This is a genomic window from Anaerosalibacter bizertensis (assembly GCF_009696605.1).
Classification (GTDB): Bacteria; Bacillota; Clostridia; order Tissierellales; family Sporanaerobacteraceae; genus Anaerosalibacter; species Anaerosalibacter bizertensis.
This window is the reverse complement of record NZ_VULR01000027.1, coordinates 1-13,764: the sequence shown is the minus strand read 5'-3', so window position 1 is coordinate 13,764 and position 13,764 is coordinate 1. Positions and strand designations below refer to the sequence as shown.

Sequence of the window (13,764 nt, the reverse complement as noted above, 5' to 3'; positions counted from 1 at the left end):
GATAGTGAAAGTCTTAGGGAAAATAGATAGTTTTAATGCGTTGTAACTATATTTAATATAGTGAGAGTATTAAAGAAATCTATATAGTACCTAAGAACCCCATCGGCTTTAGCCGTGGGAGTTTCAGTTGGAATAGGTATTATAAGTTCTAGTTTTATATTGCCAATTTTCATTGATAAAATAAAATCTAAAGTTTTAATAGGTGTTATGGGATTTTTTATAACATGGAAAATAAATCCACTAACACTGAGGAAAATCTAAAGTTTTCAACAGATTTAATTAAAAAAGATTCAGATAAAGATAATCCTGAAGTATTATTTTTTACTACAAACTATCATGTACTTAGGGCTGGAATATTAGCTAAATCACTGGGACTTAACTACAATGGTTTAGGATCTAAAACTAAATTTTATTATTATGTTTCTGCAATTATACGAGAATATATTGGAATTATATATTTAAACCTAAATAAAAATATATTATTTGCAATTTTTATAGGAATAATTTATTTCGTGAATTATATTATATGATATAGTTCAAAAGGAAAATGAAGGGGCTGTTTCAAAACTAACTAGTTAATTTTGAAACGCCTCTTTTTTATATTTTTGATAAACGCTTATTTATAATAATTTTACTTTTTATCAATCTATTTTACCCTAGATTTTTGAACTTCATAACCTACTTTAGCAATTGCATTTTCGATTTGATCAATTGAAATCTTCTCTTCATCAAAGTTTAATTTTACTTTACTGGAGTTAAATAATACCTTTATCGTGTCTTGGTCAATGCCATCCAAACCTTTCACTGCACCTTCAACTTTTTGCATACATGATGGACATGTTAAAGTTTCCAATTGGATTGTTGCTTTTTTCATCATAATCCTCTCCTCTCACTTATTTATTATTTTTACTTGAATTTCTTTTAACCTTTCCCTTATTATTTAATTTAACCTATTTTACTGTGAAAAACTTAACTTTAATCAATTCTTTCTATCATTATCTTATACTATAGCCTAATAGTCTCATGCCGTTAAGGATAACAGCTAAGATACTTGCTTCATGTACTAACATACCAATTGACATATTCATCCAATCACTAAAAAATACACCGGCTAATAATACCAATACAACACCTATAGCAATAATAATGTTTTGAAGCATATTTCTAGCTGTAGACTTTGTTAATCCAACAGCGTGGGGTAAACGACTGAAGTCTGAATTCATTAAAACAACATCTGATGTTTCAATAGCTACATCTGTACCACTTCCCATGGCAATACCAATATCAGCTAAAGCTAATGAAGGACTATCATTGACACCATCCCCAACAAAAGCTACGACTTGACCTTCTTCTTTTAGTTTTTTAATATATTCAGCTTTATCTTCAGGTAACATATTTCCATGTGCTTCAGTCAAACCTAGTTCACGACTAACAATGTCAACAGTTCCTTGATTATCACCGGAAAGCATAACAAGATTTTTTACCCCTAAGGATTTTAGTTTTTGAAGATCTTTTTTAACACCTGTACGAATTTGGTCACGAACACCCATCATAACTTTCAATTTACCATCAACAGCAGTTAATACAAGGGAATTGCCATCTCTTTCGAAACGAACTACATCAGCCTTTACTTCTTCGTTGAGTTCAATATTTTCTTTCTCCATTAAAGCAACGTTGCCAACAGCTACTCTATGTCCATTGACACTGGCTACAATTCCACCGCCTTTAACAACTTCTGTATTTTCAACTGGCGAAAATGTCGTTTCACCAATTTCTTGCAAAACTGCTTTTGCTAATGGGTGATCTGATTCACGTTCAATACTTGCAAGATAACCTAATACTTCATCAGCCTTATCTGTGTAATATTTTGTTTCTGAAACCGATGGGTTACCTACAGTTAAAGTACCTGTTTTATCAAATACCATTGTATCTGTCCTACTGAAATCATGAATAACTTCACTACCTTTTAATAATACACCATGACGTGCTCCGTTTCCGATGCCGGCAACATTGGATACAGGTACGCCGATAACCAAAGCCCCAGGGCAGCCGAGAACTAGAATAGTAATAGCTAGTTCAATATTTTGTGAAATTAACCATACTACAAAGGATAGAACTAGTACAGCTGGTGTATAGTACTTTGAAAAACGATCAATGAAACGCTCTGCTTCTGATTTTGAATCCTGTGCTTCTTCTACTAATTCAATAATTTTGCCAAATGTTGTATCCTCGCCAACACGATCAGCAACAATCTGAATAGTTCCATTTTCTAAAATTGTGCCAGCAAAAACTTTGGAATCTCTTTCTTTCCCTACAGAAACAGCTTCTCCTGTAATACTTGCTTCATTAATATGTCCTTCCCCACTTAAAACTGTACCATCAACAGGAACTTTTGCCCCTGTTTTAACAAGTAAGATATCTCCTTCGTCAACTTCATCAACTTCTACTTCTTCAAACTCACCATTTTTCATTTGTTTTAGTGCACTCTCTGGTGCCATTTCAGTTAATTCTTTAATAGCAGAACGTGTTTGATTCAATGTACGTTGCTCTAAATAAGCACCAAATAGGAATAAAAATGTAACAATTGCTGACTCTTCATAGTTCTGAATCAAAAAGGCACCAATGACAGCCATTGTAACTAAAACATCAATACTCACTACTTTTACTCGTAACGCTTGATATGCTTGAATAGCAATAGGTGCTACACCAAATATGGAAGCAATAATCAAGATCCAATTAAAAATCATTATATTGCCCATTGTCCACTTAATAATGAAGGCAATGGCAATCAAAATACCACTAATTAATGTAATGTGATTTTTCCTACTTAAAATATAACGTTGCATCTTCCCTTCCCCTTTCGGTTATACGTAGTATGCTTCATCTAGTTCAGCTAACATATTATATACTGCTTCATAGCTTTCACATACATCACCAGGTACAGTATAGTTGTCTGTAGCTTCACGTAGTTGTTTAAATTCATGATCTAATTCTGGTTTTTCTAACCCTGCTTCATTTATTTTTGCATTAATTTCATCAAATAACTTTCTCACTTTATGAAATTCTGGATGATTTTCACCATGAACACGCTCTACAATTGGAACATATTGTTCTAATACTTCAAAATTTCTTTCTCTTACTTCGTTAAATTTCGTCATAATATAATTCTCTCCTTTTTATTTATTATTTATTATTTCTTATTTTTGTAACTTCATTCTAGCATAGCTTTGTAAAAGAAAAATTGACCTATATCAAATTTTATATAGTTAAATAAATATGAAGATTATATAAAAAAACGAGTAATTAATACCTGTATATAGTAGGCATATACCGCATTATAAAATAAAAAAACATATCCAAAAGAGAAGATATGAAATATTGTGAAAAAGAAAATTACTATATTCATATGAATAATAAAAATAAAAATTCAAAGAACTACAATATGGAAAAAATATAAAGATAAACTTGAGTAATCTTTTTAACTTAACATATTATATTTTCTTAATTTAAAAAGAAATTTATAGACTTTTTTGAATATTATCGTTATAATGTAATAACTAGGTGATGGAAATCATACCAAAATAAGTTAGGGGGAATTTTTATGAAACTAGTTGTTTTAGGTGGAGCAGGTTCTCAAGCACTTTATGGAATTAAAGACTTAATCAATCATGGTAATACTTTCGATGAGGTAATAATTTCGTCACGTAATCTTGAAAGGAATAAGAAGATTGTAGAAAAACTTAACTCTCCAATTATAAAAGCTGCAGAAGTTGATGTTTCTGATGAGAAAGCTTTATACGAACTTATAAAGGACTGTGACGTAGTTGCTAACTGTACAGGCCCTTACCATATTCTTGCATATAAAATTATAGAAACTACAATAAAAGCTGGCAAACATTATATCGACTTTTGCGATGATATTGAAGCATTCAACAAAATATTTGAATCAGACTTACCAAAGAAAGCTGAAGAAAAAGGTCTTAGTATGATAATGGGCCTTGGAGCAAGCCCAGGATTTTTATCAGTACTAGCATGTAGTGCAGAACAACGCTACTTTGACTCACTAAATGAAGCTATATTCTACTTTGCAGCTGATGAAAAAGAACCTGGTGGCCCTGCAGTACTTGGACATATGTTAGAATGTATACACAATGCTCCATACATTAAAGATGGAAAAATGTTAAACGAACCTTCATTCCGAGAAGAATGGAATTTCGATTTTGGAGAACCTTATGGGATTCGTAAAGTTACTAGAATAGGACATCCTGAAGTATTTACATTCCCTAGATACTCGCCAGAAATTCAAAACGTATCTGTAAGATTTAGTCTTGAGCCAGTTTCAGCATATGAAGGCTTTAAAGACCTTAGCTTAGCAGGTCTTACATCTAATCACCCACTTAATATCAATGGAAATCCCGTATCACCTCGTGACTTCGCATTAGCTGTATTGTTAGCACAAAAAGCAAGTCAACCAGCAATGACAGAAGAAGAACTTAAGGAATTCTTGAAAGGAGTTACTGCGTGTGCAGCCGCAGAATTACATGGCAAAAAAGATGGTAAAGATATATCTTATATAGGACGAGTAGCAGGAAATATGGCTCCACTTACAGCAATTCCATTAATCATAGGTGCTGAAATGTTAGGTAAAGGTGAAATAACCAAGAAAGGTATTATGGTAGCTGAAGAAGCTATAGAAGATGCAGATAAATTTGTAAAAGAAACAGTAAGGAGAATCCGTGAAGATGGATTTGGATTTAAAATTACTGAAGATCTTACTGTTAGAGAAGAATATTAATAAAACTTAAAAAATTTATTTAAACTATATATTAGAAAAATATAAATATTATTAGCAATCCGTCCCACCTATAAAATACTTGGGATGGATTGCTAAAATTCATCTAAATACTTTTTAAATAAATTCCATATATGCATTTGTCGTATATGATAGAATTTATTTCAGAATAGTCTCTAATATTCTAAAACTTAGTAAGACACTTATTGAATTATGGTAAATATCCATATAGCAACTATAATAAGCTGTATTTCCTCTAATGTTAAAGTTGACTTCATCTCTATTTATACCATATTCTATATGCTCTAATTTTTTTAAAAAATAATCAGACCCTACATTTATGAGACTTTTAAAGTTAAATATCCTTAATGTTTTTCATTAATTCCTTTGCTTTTACCTTATTCATTTTATGGTAAAACCTACTATTTACCATAATGTTTGGGCCTAAGTTGCATTTTTTAAAGCAATTTTGGGTTGTAAGTCTTATCCTTCCATCTTCAGTTGTCTCATCAAAATCTATATCAAGAGTATCTTTCACAGCTTTTAATACCTCTATGGAACCCTTCTTAGCACATCTAGCCCCACTACAACATACTACTTCATATTCTACAACCGATTCCTTAATGGAAGGCATAAACTTAATCATTGTCTTTATAATTTTTTCATCTAATTGGAATGCTTCAGAAATTTGCTGTTGATGAACAATGGATACACAGTCAAAAATCTTCTGACATTCTGTAAGACTAGCTTTTACACCTTCCTGACTTCCAATTCCAAAGCTATCTACACATTCAGATAAGCTTTCTTGAAAAATTAATTCTTCATTCTTTTTTCCACTCATTTCTATCTCCTATTATAATATTTTATTAGTTTAATTTGTTATATTAGTTTTTCTACCCCAAAAGCTGTATTTAAAATCAGATTATTTACATAAACAATAAATCTTGAAAAAATATTAGAATGGAAAACCTGTTGCATTTTAAAGTGGACTTAAAGTAATAAAAAGGCCTTGAAAACTTTTACTTTAAATGAAATTGCCCCTAAGTCAAGGACAGGGTCTACCACTATTAAATTTTCTAGTATCTCTAAGTCCTAATTCCCCAGATTTTCTATATGATTTATGCCACCACTTACTTGCACTATAGATTCTATGATTACCTAATATATTTACATCAAATCCAGCATCAATAAAGATTTGAGTTGGTAAATATCCCTTATTATATTCAGCAATAAACAATGTTTTCTCTAACCAATTGACCAATCTTAACTTTATTATCATTAGTGTCATTTTTCTTTTTTTGTGACTCCTGCTTTTAAATTCTTATTCTTGCTTTTGGATATATCTAGTCTGGATATTTCATTATTTCTTCCTTACCTTTCAGCAGATCATCTGGTATGCATATCTTTTTTTCTCTTCTCCTTAACTTTTCAAAGTATTCTTCTCATAGTTCTTCTATACCAATACTTCTTAAATAATTATATGTTCCATCATAATATTCTGGATCCCTTGTATGATCTTCTCTATTCCCTTTTGGAACATAAATAACCATACCTTGTCTTGCTCTGGTTAAAAGAACTCTATAACTATTCTTTTTATAAAGTCTCTGGTGTTCTTGATTTATATTTTGCCAACGTGTTCCCTTAAAATTCTTATATTCCCATCCTGCATCTGTGTATCTAAAATCTCCACCCCAAGCCACACATACCCAGTCTAATTCCAACCCTTGTATATCAAACTCTGTAGCTATGTCTTCCATATAAAAAGAAGATCTTACATCATCTTTGCCACTTAAAAACCAATGTTCAACTTCTATTCCAACCTTTACATTTAACCCTTCTGCCTTTAGCCTTCTAGCATCAGAACTGCCAACTATACCATATCTTTCATTACCTCTACTGCTTTCTTTTAAAAATCTTTTAGCCATATTTAAATTCCTTGTCAAATATATTGGATATTTATATTTAAGTTCTTCATATATCTCTTTAGATCTGTCTACCTCGATATTTAGCAAGGATCTCACAAAATCCGAAAGATTTTCACTTCTAAAAGACCTTATAGAGGTGGATAGATGAAGTTTTTCTGTAAAACTATACTTACAATTTAGCTCTACTTCATCTAAGCTATTTAATTTTAGATATTTGGAATCTATTATCCTATTAGATAAGTGTACTTCCCATTCTTTAAATTTATCTATAGATTCAAACCATTCACTTAATCCTGCCTCTCCCTTATGTATCTCCTGTCCTCCACCTATCAAACACACTATACAGGCCCAATCCTCATGTCTATCCATTACAGATATTAAAAAATGTGGCTCTGATTCTTTTAATTCCACTCCCCTTTCCTTCATAAACCTCTCTGTTTCTTTTTTATTCCAAGCTCTTTGTGCCTCATCAAATATCACTACCTTTTCTATAGGAGCCCTCTTATCCCTTATAGCTGCATCTCTAAAATGATGTATGTTTTGGATGAACACACTAGATTTTCTTCTTGCCTCACTCAGCAAAGTTCCATTATATTCATTATCATCACGAGCCAAAGCCTCTCTCAAAACACTAACCAAAGGCCCATTTCCCGATAAAAAAACTGCATGCTCCTCTTCCTCATACTTCTGTCTACTAGCCCCTATGTTAAGTCCTGCCAAAGTCTTTCCTGCACCAGGTACTCCAGTCAAAAAACAAATAGATTTCTTCCCATTTTTTTTACTATCATTTATTACTTCATTTATATAATCTGTAGTCTCATTTAAATTCCTTGCCCCTGAATCTGACCTAGATATATCCTTTACATTATGCCCCTTATAAAGTGCTTGAGCTGCCTCTATTATCGTCGGTGTAGGTCTATATCTAGATTCTATCCACTCTATATACTGCCTATCTTCAAAACCATACTCTCTAGCTACCTTCTCTATAACATAAATCAAGTTAAATTCATTACAACAAATTGGTTCAAATACCTTGTCTCTATTAATATGTATACTTAAAGACCTCTCGCCACTATTCGTAGATATAAGTATGGGGACTATATATCTATCCAAACTCTCTTCATGAAAGTTTTTGAGATCTAATCCATAATCATAAACTTGATCTATGTCATGTCTATAATATTCTTCTAAACCTACCTTGAACTCCAATAAAAATACTATTCCTCTATATAAAAATACATTGTCTATTCTCTTTCCCATACGCGGTATAGTATATTCAAAAGCAATAAATCCATCATTAATACTCCTGAAAATATTTTTAAGTATCTTTATCTGTTTTATCCAAGCTCTTCTTTGATTATCCTCTAGTTCAAATTCATTATTCTTAGCAAGAATACCTAATATTTTATCTTCATCATCTTTTAAAAAACCATCTAAATGGTTTTGATAATAACTCCTTTCCAAAGTTATTCCCTCCTTAAATATAAGACCAATAATTCTTTAATTTATTATGTCATACCAAATTAAAGAAGTCATATCCTAATTCTTTATACCATTTCTATTTATAACTATAACATAAAAAACAAACCTGATAACAGCTATTTCTAGCTATTATCAGGTTTTTGGGTACTACTCCCACTCAACTTTTATGGATTTATTTTATTTAGAAATGCGTATATTTCAATAGTATTTGAAAAGCATCTCCTACCATAGGTCCAATCCCCGGTTTTAAATATGAGATTCTGATATGTCAACACTTTTTTGGACAGTTTTTTTACCGAACAATATATTTAAATTTCCTTGAATTTATTTGCAATTCTAAGATTATTTATTTAATCTCGTCAAAGGTAAATCTATCCACTTTTACGCAAACTTCCTTTCTTTATATTTCTTCGGTGTTAAATAATTAAGAGTTCTATATATTCTATAGTTGCTATACTAACTAATATAATCCATTTATTCTAGCTTTAATTCTTCTAAGTTTTAAAATATTTTTTCTTTAATGCATTCAGTTTTTGGTATATTATTGAAACTTTCAACAGATGTGTTATCATAGCCAAATTCACGTTTAAGAAAAATTTTCAACACAGAATCCCCATATATAATATTCTTCTATCGAATATAACAGACCTGGATATACCTAGCTCAAAACTTCAAAATCGATAGCTGTAATTACAGACAAATCATCTATTGTTGGATTTTCTATATTAACAACTCTTCGTGCATGATTCATAACCAAATCATCGTAAAGATTCCTTACCAATCGACCATTGGCAAAATTCTCGTCCTTTTTAGAGAGACTATCTTCCAAAAAATCATGGATAATTTCATGTGCATTTTCATCAAGAACATAATCATTGTTATCACACATTGAAACAAGGATTTTATCTAACTCTTCAACTGAATAGTCAGGAAACTCGATAAAAGTGTTAAATCTGGATTTTAACCCTGGATTAGATTCGAAAAATTTATCCATTGGTTCTGTGTAACCAGCCACGATGACCACCAAATCATCACGATAATCTTCCAATGCTTTTGTTAATTCAGTAAGGCACTCTCGTCCGTATGAATCACTATGGTCATTTTCCGTAATACTATAAGCCTCGTCAATAAAGAGAACACCGCCCTTTGATTTTTCAATTACACTCTTTACTTTAAGTGCAGTTTGCCCCTGATATCCGGCTATCAAGTCTGTTCTTGAAACCTCAACAAAATGACCTTTTGAAAGCAAGCCTATCTGCTTATATATATGTCCAACAATACGAGCAACGGTAGTCTTTCCTGTGCCAGGATTCCCAGTGAACGCCAGATGTAGAGTATTCTTTGAAGAGTGAAGATTATTCTCTCTACGCAATTTTTGAACCTTTTGATAAGCAATTAATTCATAAACCTTTGCTTTGACGGTTTCTAAACCAACAAGAGCATTTAGCTCATCTAGTAGTTCTTCTAATGTTCTTGTATCTCCTAGCGTTTCTATATCCGGCTTACAGATATTTTGCAATGCTGTATAACCATAATATCCAATTAAGTTCGAATTCACCAACTGTGCTACATGTTTTATTTCAATCTTGTAATTTTGATTGTCCACCACTTCAGATATTTTTTTAAGGAGAGATACCGTAGCTTCCTTGCTATCATCCTCGATGATTAAGGCAGCAAGTTTTGTAATCTCACCACATGAATTCGTGATGGCGTCTAGTTTTGAAGCACTATTTATTAATGCACTCTTACATTTATTCATCATATCACCTTCAAAAGTATAAAAATCAATTCAATCAAAGCAAAACCTAGTGAACCACCCGCAAGCATATAAGCATACTTGGTTTTTTGGGTCAACATTTGAATCGCTGTATTGTTTTTTTCTACTGCATCTGCAATAGACACATCGATGAGTTTCTTATTATTCTGAATAAGTTTTTTTGTTTCTTCGCCCTGTTTTTCTAATTCGGATAATTGATTAGAATGCACCTCATTTGAATCCCAGAGTTCATCTACATCATTCAAATGTGCAATACCACAGAGTCGTTCTTTATATTTCGACAAATCATCCATCTTCTCATCTGTAGTTTTCAGTGCTGCTTTTAAACTTTCAATTTTCTTTGCAGTGGCATTACCGATGGATATTGCGTTATTAATAGAATTTGATAACGTTGTAATATCCTTATACCATTTCTGGCAATCATTCCACATCTCATCAATATCCCCAAGATGGACATAGTTATCCAACCTTTGTTTGAACTTTTTCAAAACCTCAAGTGTTTTCTTTTGGTCATCAACAATCTTTTTTATCTGTTCTTGCGTGGCTTCAATACGCTTACTGGTTTCTTCGGTAGCTTTTATGGATATCAGAATAGCTTGAATATAGTCCTTATCCAAAGCCTCTAATGCATTATATACCTGACCGAATTCTTTAATGGTTTTGTTATTTGTATTATTCAAATCTATTAAGTGCTGCTGAATAGCACTAAGTCTACAGTTTAATTCATATCCTGTAACTTTATGGTCACCAAGGCCTAGAAATCCGCCGTCTGTTCTAACTGTATCAAGTTCCAATTCTTCTGCTTTCTTTTTAGAAAACTCTTCTAAGCCTTTCTTTGCAACCTCAAAATCATGGGTTTCAATCACCAACTCACTCATCTTTATTCCTCACTTAGTAATTTATCTAATTCATCAGAAATTTGCTCTAATTTACAATTCTCATCTTCAGGGACTTCACTTTTCTTACAAATAACTCCAACCGCATCCTGCATGATTTTTGAAGCTTCTTCATGCCTAGCATACATAGTATTTATAGCCGAAATTTTAACATTGTCAAATTCAACACTGTCATTGTGAATATTATTTTGTCTGATTATTGATGCACTGTTATCTGGTGAAACATCGACAGAATCTTTTTTAGATGCTGTAACACTATCATCCTTTGTTTTCTTTGATTTATTCAAGAATACAAAAACAACTGCTCCAGCTATAAATACAGCTCCAATTATACCTAATCCTTTATTCATAATTACTCATCCTCCAATTCATCTAATAACCTATCGATATCATAAAATGTAGTCTGTATGGACTCATCTCCCTTACAATTTGCTGCGATATTTTCTAACGATTCACTCATCATATTAGCTGCTGCAACATGACGTTCTTTTATCGTATTCGCGGCATTTGCTTTATCGTGCTCAAGCTTCACCTCACTTACAATACGAATTTGATGCTGTGTATTTAAAATATTATTACCTTTTTCGACTTGGGATTTAATAGCTTCTGCTTTTTCCTTTTTGGCAATAAACTTGTCAATTAGGTTAATGACTATTGCACCAACAAGACCACTAATTAAACTTGCTAAAAACATACCAATAACATTTGCCAACGAACCTATCAAAGGTAGTTGGATTTGCATCCCTGGAATTTTCAATAATAACTTTTCAAATAATTCCCCAAGGAAAATGGTACCACCTGCAACCAATCCTACTGTGATTATTTTCCCAACTTGTACAACCTTGACACTAAAAGGTTTGTTTTTATTTTCCTTATCCCTAAGATATCTAACAGCTTCCATAACAGATGCAATGCTTTGCTTGATTAAACTAGCAAGCCTCTTAAAAGTACTTACAATTGGCCCAAAAATTTCAGAAACAATTGTTCCCACCATGCTTGACGCACCAGTTTGTAAAACGCTTGTAATTTTTGAAAAAAATGATTTAATAGCCTGTTTCATTTCATCCAAAAACAATTCAAATGATTTTGCTTGAGATTTAAAGAATCTAACCAAACCATTCATTATTTCTTTAAGCATTGAGAAAAGAGCCGAAATTACCATCTGTTTTAATGCATCTTTTCCTGCTTTTTTACCTACTTCCTTAGCAGCACCTTTAGCAATGTCTTTATTAATTTCTTTTCTAGCTTTCTTATCTTCTTTTTTCATTGATTCATTATCGGCATCAAGTTTATCCTGCAAGCGCTTATCATTCTCTTTCTTTCGTAAGCGTTTTTCAGTTTCACTTATGTTTTTTGATTCATCTATTTTTTTATTAGCCCGCTCGTTTTGTTCTTTTAGTTTCCTCTCCCTTTCAAACCGGGTAGCAATATATTCATCGACGCTTTTGGCTCCTTTACTTTTATTAAGGGATTCGTTGGTTGGTTTTAAATTTTCCGATTTATTTGCAAGTTCTTCTGTACTCAAATTGGCTTGTTTTCTTCTTTGATTCTCGTATAATTCTTTTCTTGAAACAACATGGTCAAGATTAGCTTTTTCATTTCTTTTAATATCTTTACCTGTATATTTATCCTTTAAGTTGCCAGCTTGTTGTTGTTTCTTCATTGCATTGTTAGCATCCTTATACCTCTGGTCCCGCATTACAGCTTTGCCAACTTCATCGTACGTTTCAGGATGCTCTCGATCATATTTTTGAATTGATGTCTCATTAGTCATATCAAGGCCAATTTGATTACCGAATTGTTTCCATACTTCATCTAAAATAACTTCCCCAAGTTTATCTGGGTTTCCTATTTTCTCTTTTTCTTCTTGCGAAAATTCTAAATCTGCAAGTTCTTCTTCTAATTGGCCCTGAAGTTTTTCTTCTAATTCATCGAAATCAAAATAATCCGTCACATCCTCACTAAGCCCTTGGTTTTCAGCAAGAAAAGCATTTTCCTTTTCCATAATATATCTATCCCTTCTATGCAAGTTTATTCATTCTCTTGTTAATTAGTAGATCACATAACTTATTATGACTATATCCTATAGTGGTCTCTATTTTATAAGACTTTATTTTTTATATTTAAGGATATTATATCATATATTGACTAAACATGAAGAAACAAGAAGGAGTTGTTCATTACTTCTTTAATGAAAAGAAAAATTATAAATATCATATTGAAGAGTAATAGTTAATTATCTTGAGTTTTTATTCCATCAAATTCGATGGGTTTAAAAATATACATTAAATTATTAAAAACTTAGAATACATATATAATCTCCCAAATGAATGATATCCAAAATCCAAATAGTACCTTTTTATTACTTTTAAAAAATAAAAAAGTCTTGGTTCCTCTATTTCTAAAGGTTCCAAGACTTTTGTTCATTACTCCAGCAGTAGATTTCATCAATTTCATTTGTTCGCTTTGCTCACATGAAATTGGAAATCCTTGTAGGGGTAGTACCTACAGTTCAACTTCGCTATCGCTCGTTTCACTGGGTGTTACTCCCGCCGTAAGTTACGGGACTATAACTCCCTATGGTCGTTATAGTCCGCGTCAACTCTGACAGGGGTAACACTATCAATTTGTCTTCGCCTCTTAGGCTAGACAAATTGGGTGTTACTCCCACTCTTCATTTTATATTATTAGCGATGTATAAAAGCTTTTAGTTTAGTCATTACTCTACAGTTCATTTATGTTTTGTTGTCCTGTTTTGGATAAACTAGATAGGCTATACTAAATAGGACAACTAAATTCCGAACAATGATATAATATAAAATATAAAGAATTGGGAGGAATTAAAATGGCAAAAAGGTATACGGAAGATTTCAAAAAACAAATAGTTAGCCT

12 protein-coding genes are annotated in these 13,764 nt (G+C 31.9%); 2 read left to right on the top strand and 10 right to left on the bottom strand.

Annotated elements, in window-relative coordinates; translation table 11 throughout:
• Positions 1–224: 224 nt before the first annotated feature.
• Positions 225–530 (top strand): YdcF family protein, encoded by a 306-nt coding sequence (locus FYJ27_RS12350; protein WP_229775563.1) that lies wholly within the window; start codon positions 225–227, stop codon positions 528–530.
• 116 nt (positions 531–646) lie between these two features.
• Here FYJ27_RS12350 and FYJ27_RS12345 read toward each other — a convergent pair whose 3' ends face one another.
• From FYJ27_RS12345 to FYJ27_RS12335, 3 genes are all read right to left on the bottom strand, one after another.
• The gene (locus FYJ27_RS12345; RefSeq protein ID WP_154485096.1) at positions 647–874 is read right to left on the bottom strand and encodes a heavy-metal-associated domain-containing protein; all 228 of its coding nucleotides are present in this window, start codon (positions 872–874) and stop codon (positions 647–649) included.
• 121 nt (positions 875–995) lie between these two features.
• Complete coding sequence (locus FYJ27_RS12340) at positions 996–2,846, bottom strand: heavy metal translocating P-type ATPase (RefSeq protein WP_154485095.1); 1,851 nt, start codon at positions 2,844–2,846, stop codon at positions 996–998.
• An 18-nt stretch (positions 2,847–2,864) separates the two neighbouring features.
• Positions 2,865–3,158, bottom strand: coding sequence for an iron-sulfur cluster repair di-iron protein, ric (locus FYJ27_RS12335; RefSeq protein ID WP_154485094.1), 294 nt, complete (start codon positions 3,156–3,158; stop codon positions 2,865–2,867).
• A gap of 443 nt (positions 3,159–3,601) precedes the next feature.
• Between FYJ27_RS12335 and FYJ27_RS12330 the strand changes: the two genes are divergently transcribed.
• Positions 3,602–4,795, top strand: a complete 1,194-nt coding sequence (locus FYJ27_RS12330) for a saccharopine dehydrogenase family protein (RefSeq protein ID WP_154485093.1) — start codon at positions 3,602–3,604, stop codon at positions 4,793–4,795.
• Between the two features lie 352 nt (positions 4,796–5,147).
• Here the strand turns inward: FYJ27_RS12330 and FYJ27_RS12325 are convergent, their stop codons facing one another.
• From FYJ27_RS12325 to FYJ27_RS12295, 7 genes are all read right to left on the bottom strand, one after another.
• Positions 5,148–5,633, bottom strand: coding sequence for an NADH-quinone oxidoreductase subunit NuoE family protein (locus FYJ27_RS12325; RefSeq protein ID WP_154485092.1), 486 nt, complete (start codon positions 5,631–5,633; stop codon positions 5,148–5,150).
• A gap of 204 nt (positions 5,634–5,837) precedes the next feature.
• The gene (locus tag FYJ27_RS12320) at positions 5,838–6,080 is read right to left on the bottom strand and encodes a hypothetical protein (RefSeq protein ID WP_154485091.1); all 243 of its coding nucleotides are present in this window, start codon (positions 6,078–6,080) and stop codon (positions 5,838–5,840) included.
• Between the two features lie 154 nt (positions 6,081–6,234).
• Positions 6,235–8,181 (bottom strand): DUF2075 domain-containing protein, encoded by a 1,947-nt coding sequence (locus tag FYJ27_RS12315; protein ID WP_154485090.1) that lies wholly within the window; start codon positions 8,179–8,181, stop codon positions 6,235–6,237.
• A 676-nt stretch (positions 8,182–8,857) separates the two neighbouring features.
• Positions 8,858–9,958: an AAA family ATPase gene (locus FYJ27_RS12310; protein ID WP_154485089.1), complete on the bottom strand. Its 1,101-nt coding sequence runs from the start codon at positions 9,956–9,958 to the stop codon at positions 8,858–8,860.
• The gene (locus FYJ27_RS12305; protein ID WP_154485088.1) at positions 9,958–10,854 is read right to left on the bottom strand and encodes a hypothetical protein; all 897 of its coding nucleotides are present in this window, start codon (positions 10,852–10,854) and stop codon (positions 9,958–9,960) included. The genes FYJ27_RS12310 and FYJ27_RS12305 overlap by 1 nt, the downstream gene beginning before the upstream one ends.
• A gap of 2 nt (positions 10,855–10,856) precedes the next feature.
• The gene (locus tag FYJ27_RS12300; protein ID WP_154485087.1) at positions 10,857–11,222 is read right to left on the bottom strand and encodes a hypothetical protein; all 366 of its coding nucleotides are present in this window, start codon (positions 11,220–11,222) and stop codon (positions 10,857–10,859) included.
• A gap of 2 nt (positions 11,223–11,224) precedes the next feature.
• Positions 11,225–12,877: a phage tail family protein gene (locus FYJ27_RS12295; RefSeq protein WP_195839136.1), complete on the bottom strand. Its 1,653-nt coding sequence runs from the start codon at positions 12,875–12,877 to the stop codon at positions 11,225–11,227.
• Positions 12,878–13,764 lie beyond the last annotated feature (887 nt).

Coding starts and splice junctions, on each gene's coding strand:
- FYJ27_RS12350 (WP_229775563.1), top strand. CDS start 225: ATGGAAAATAAATCCACTAACACTGAGGAAAATCTAAAGTTTTCAACA.
- FYJ27_RS12345 (WP_154485096.1), bottom strand. CDS start 874: ATGAAAAAAGCAACAATCCAATTGGAAACTTTAACATGTCCATCATGT.
- FYJ27_RS12340 (WP_154485095.1), bottom strand. CDS start 2,846: ATGCAACGTTATATTTTAAGTAGGAAAAATCACATTACATTAATTAGT.
- FYJ27_RS12335 (WP_154485094.1), bottom strand. CDS start 3,158: ATGACGAAATTTAACGAAGTAAGAGAAAGAAATTTTGAAGTATTAGAA.
- FYJ27_RS12330 (WP_154485093.1), top strand. CDS start 3,602: ATGAAACTAGTTGTTTTAGGTGGAGCAGGTTCTCAAGCACTTTATGGA.
- FYJ27_RS12325 (WP_154485092.1), bottom strand. CDS start 5,633: ATGAGTGGAAAAAAGAATGAAGAATTAATTTTTCAAGAAAGCTTATCT.
- FYJ27_RS12320 (WP_154485091.1), bottom strand. CDS start 6,080: ATGACACTAATGATAATAAAGTTAAGATTGGTCAATTGGTTAGAGAAA.
- FYJ27_RS12310 (WP_154485089.1), bottom strand. CDS start 9,958: ATGAATAAATGTAAGAGTGCATTAATAAATAGTGCTTCAAAACTAGAC.
- FYJ27_RS12305 (WP_154485088.1), bottom strand. CDS start 10,854: ATGAGTGAGTTGGTGATTGAAACCCATGATTTTGAGGTTGCAAAGAAA.
- FYJ27_RS12300 (WP_154485087.1), bottom strand. CDS start 11,222: ATGAATAAAGGATTAGGTATAATTGGAGCTGTATTTATAGCTGGAGCA.
- FYJ27_RS12295 (WP_195839136.1), bottom strand. CDS start 12,877: ATGGAAAAGGAAAATGCTTTTCTTGCTGAAAACCAAGGGCTTAGTGAG.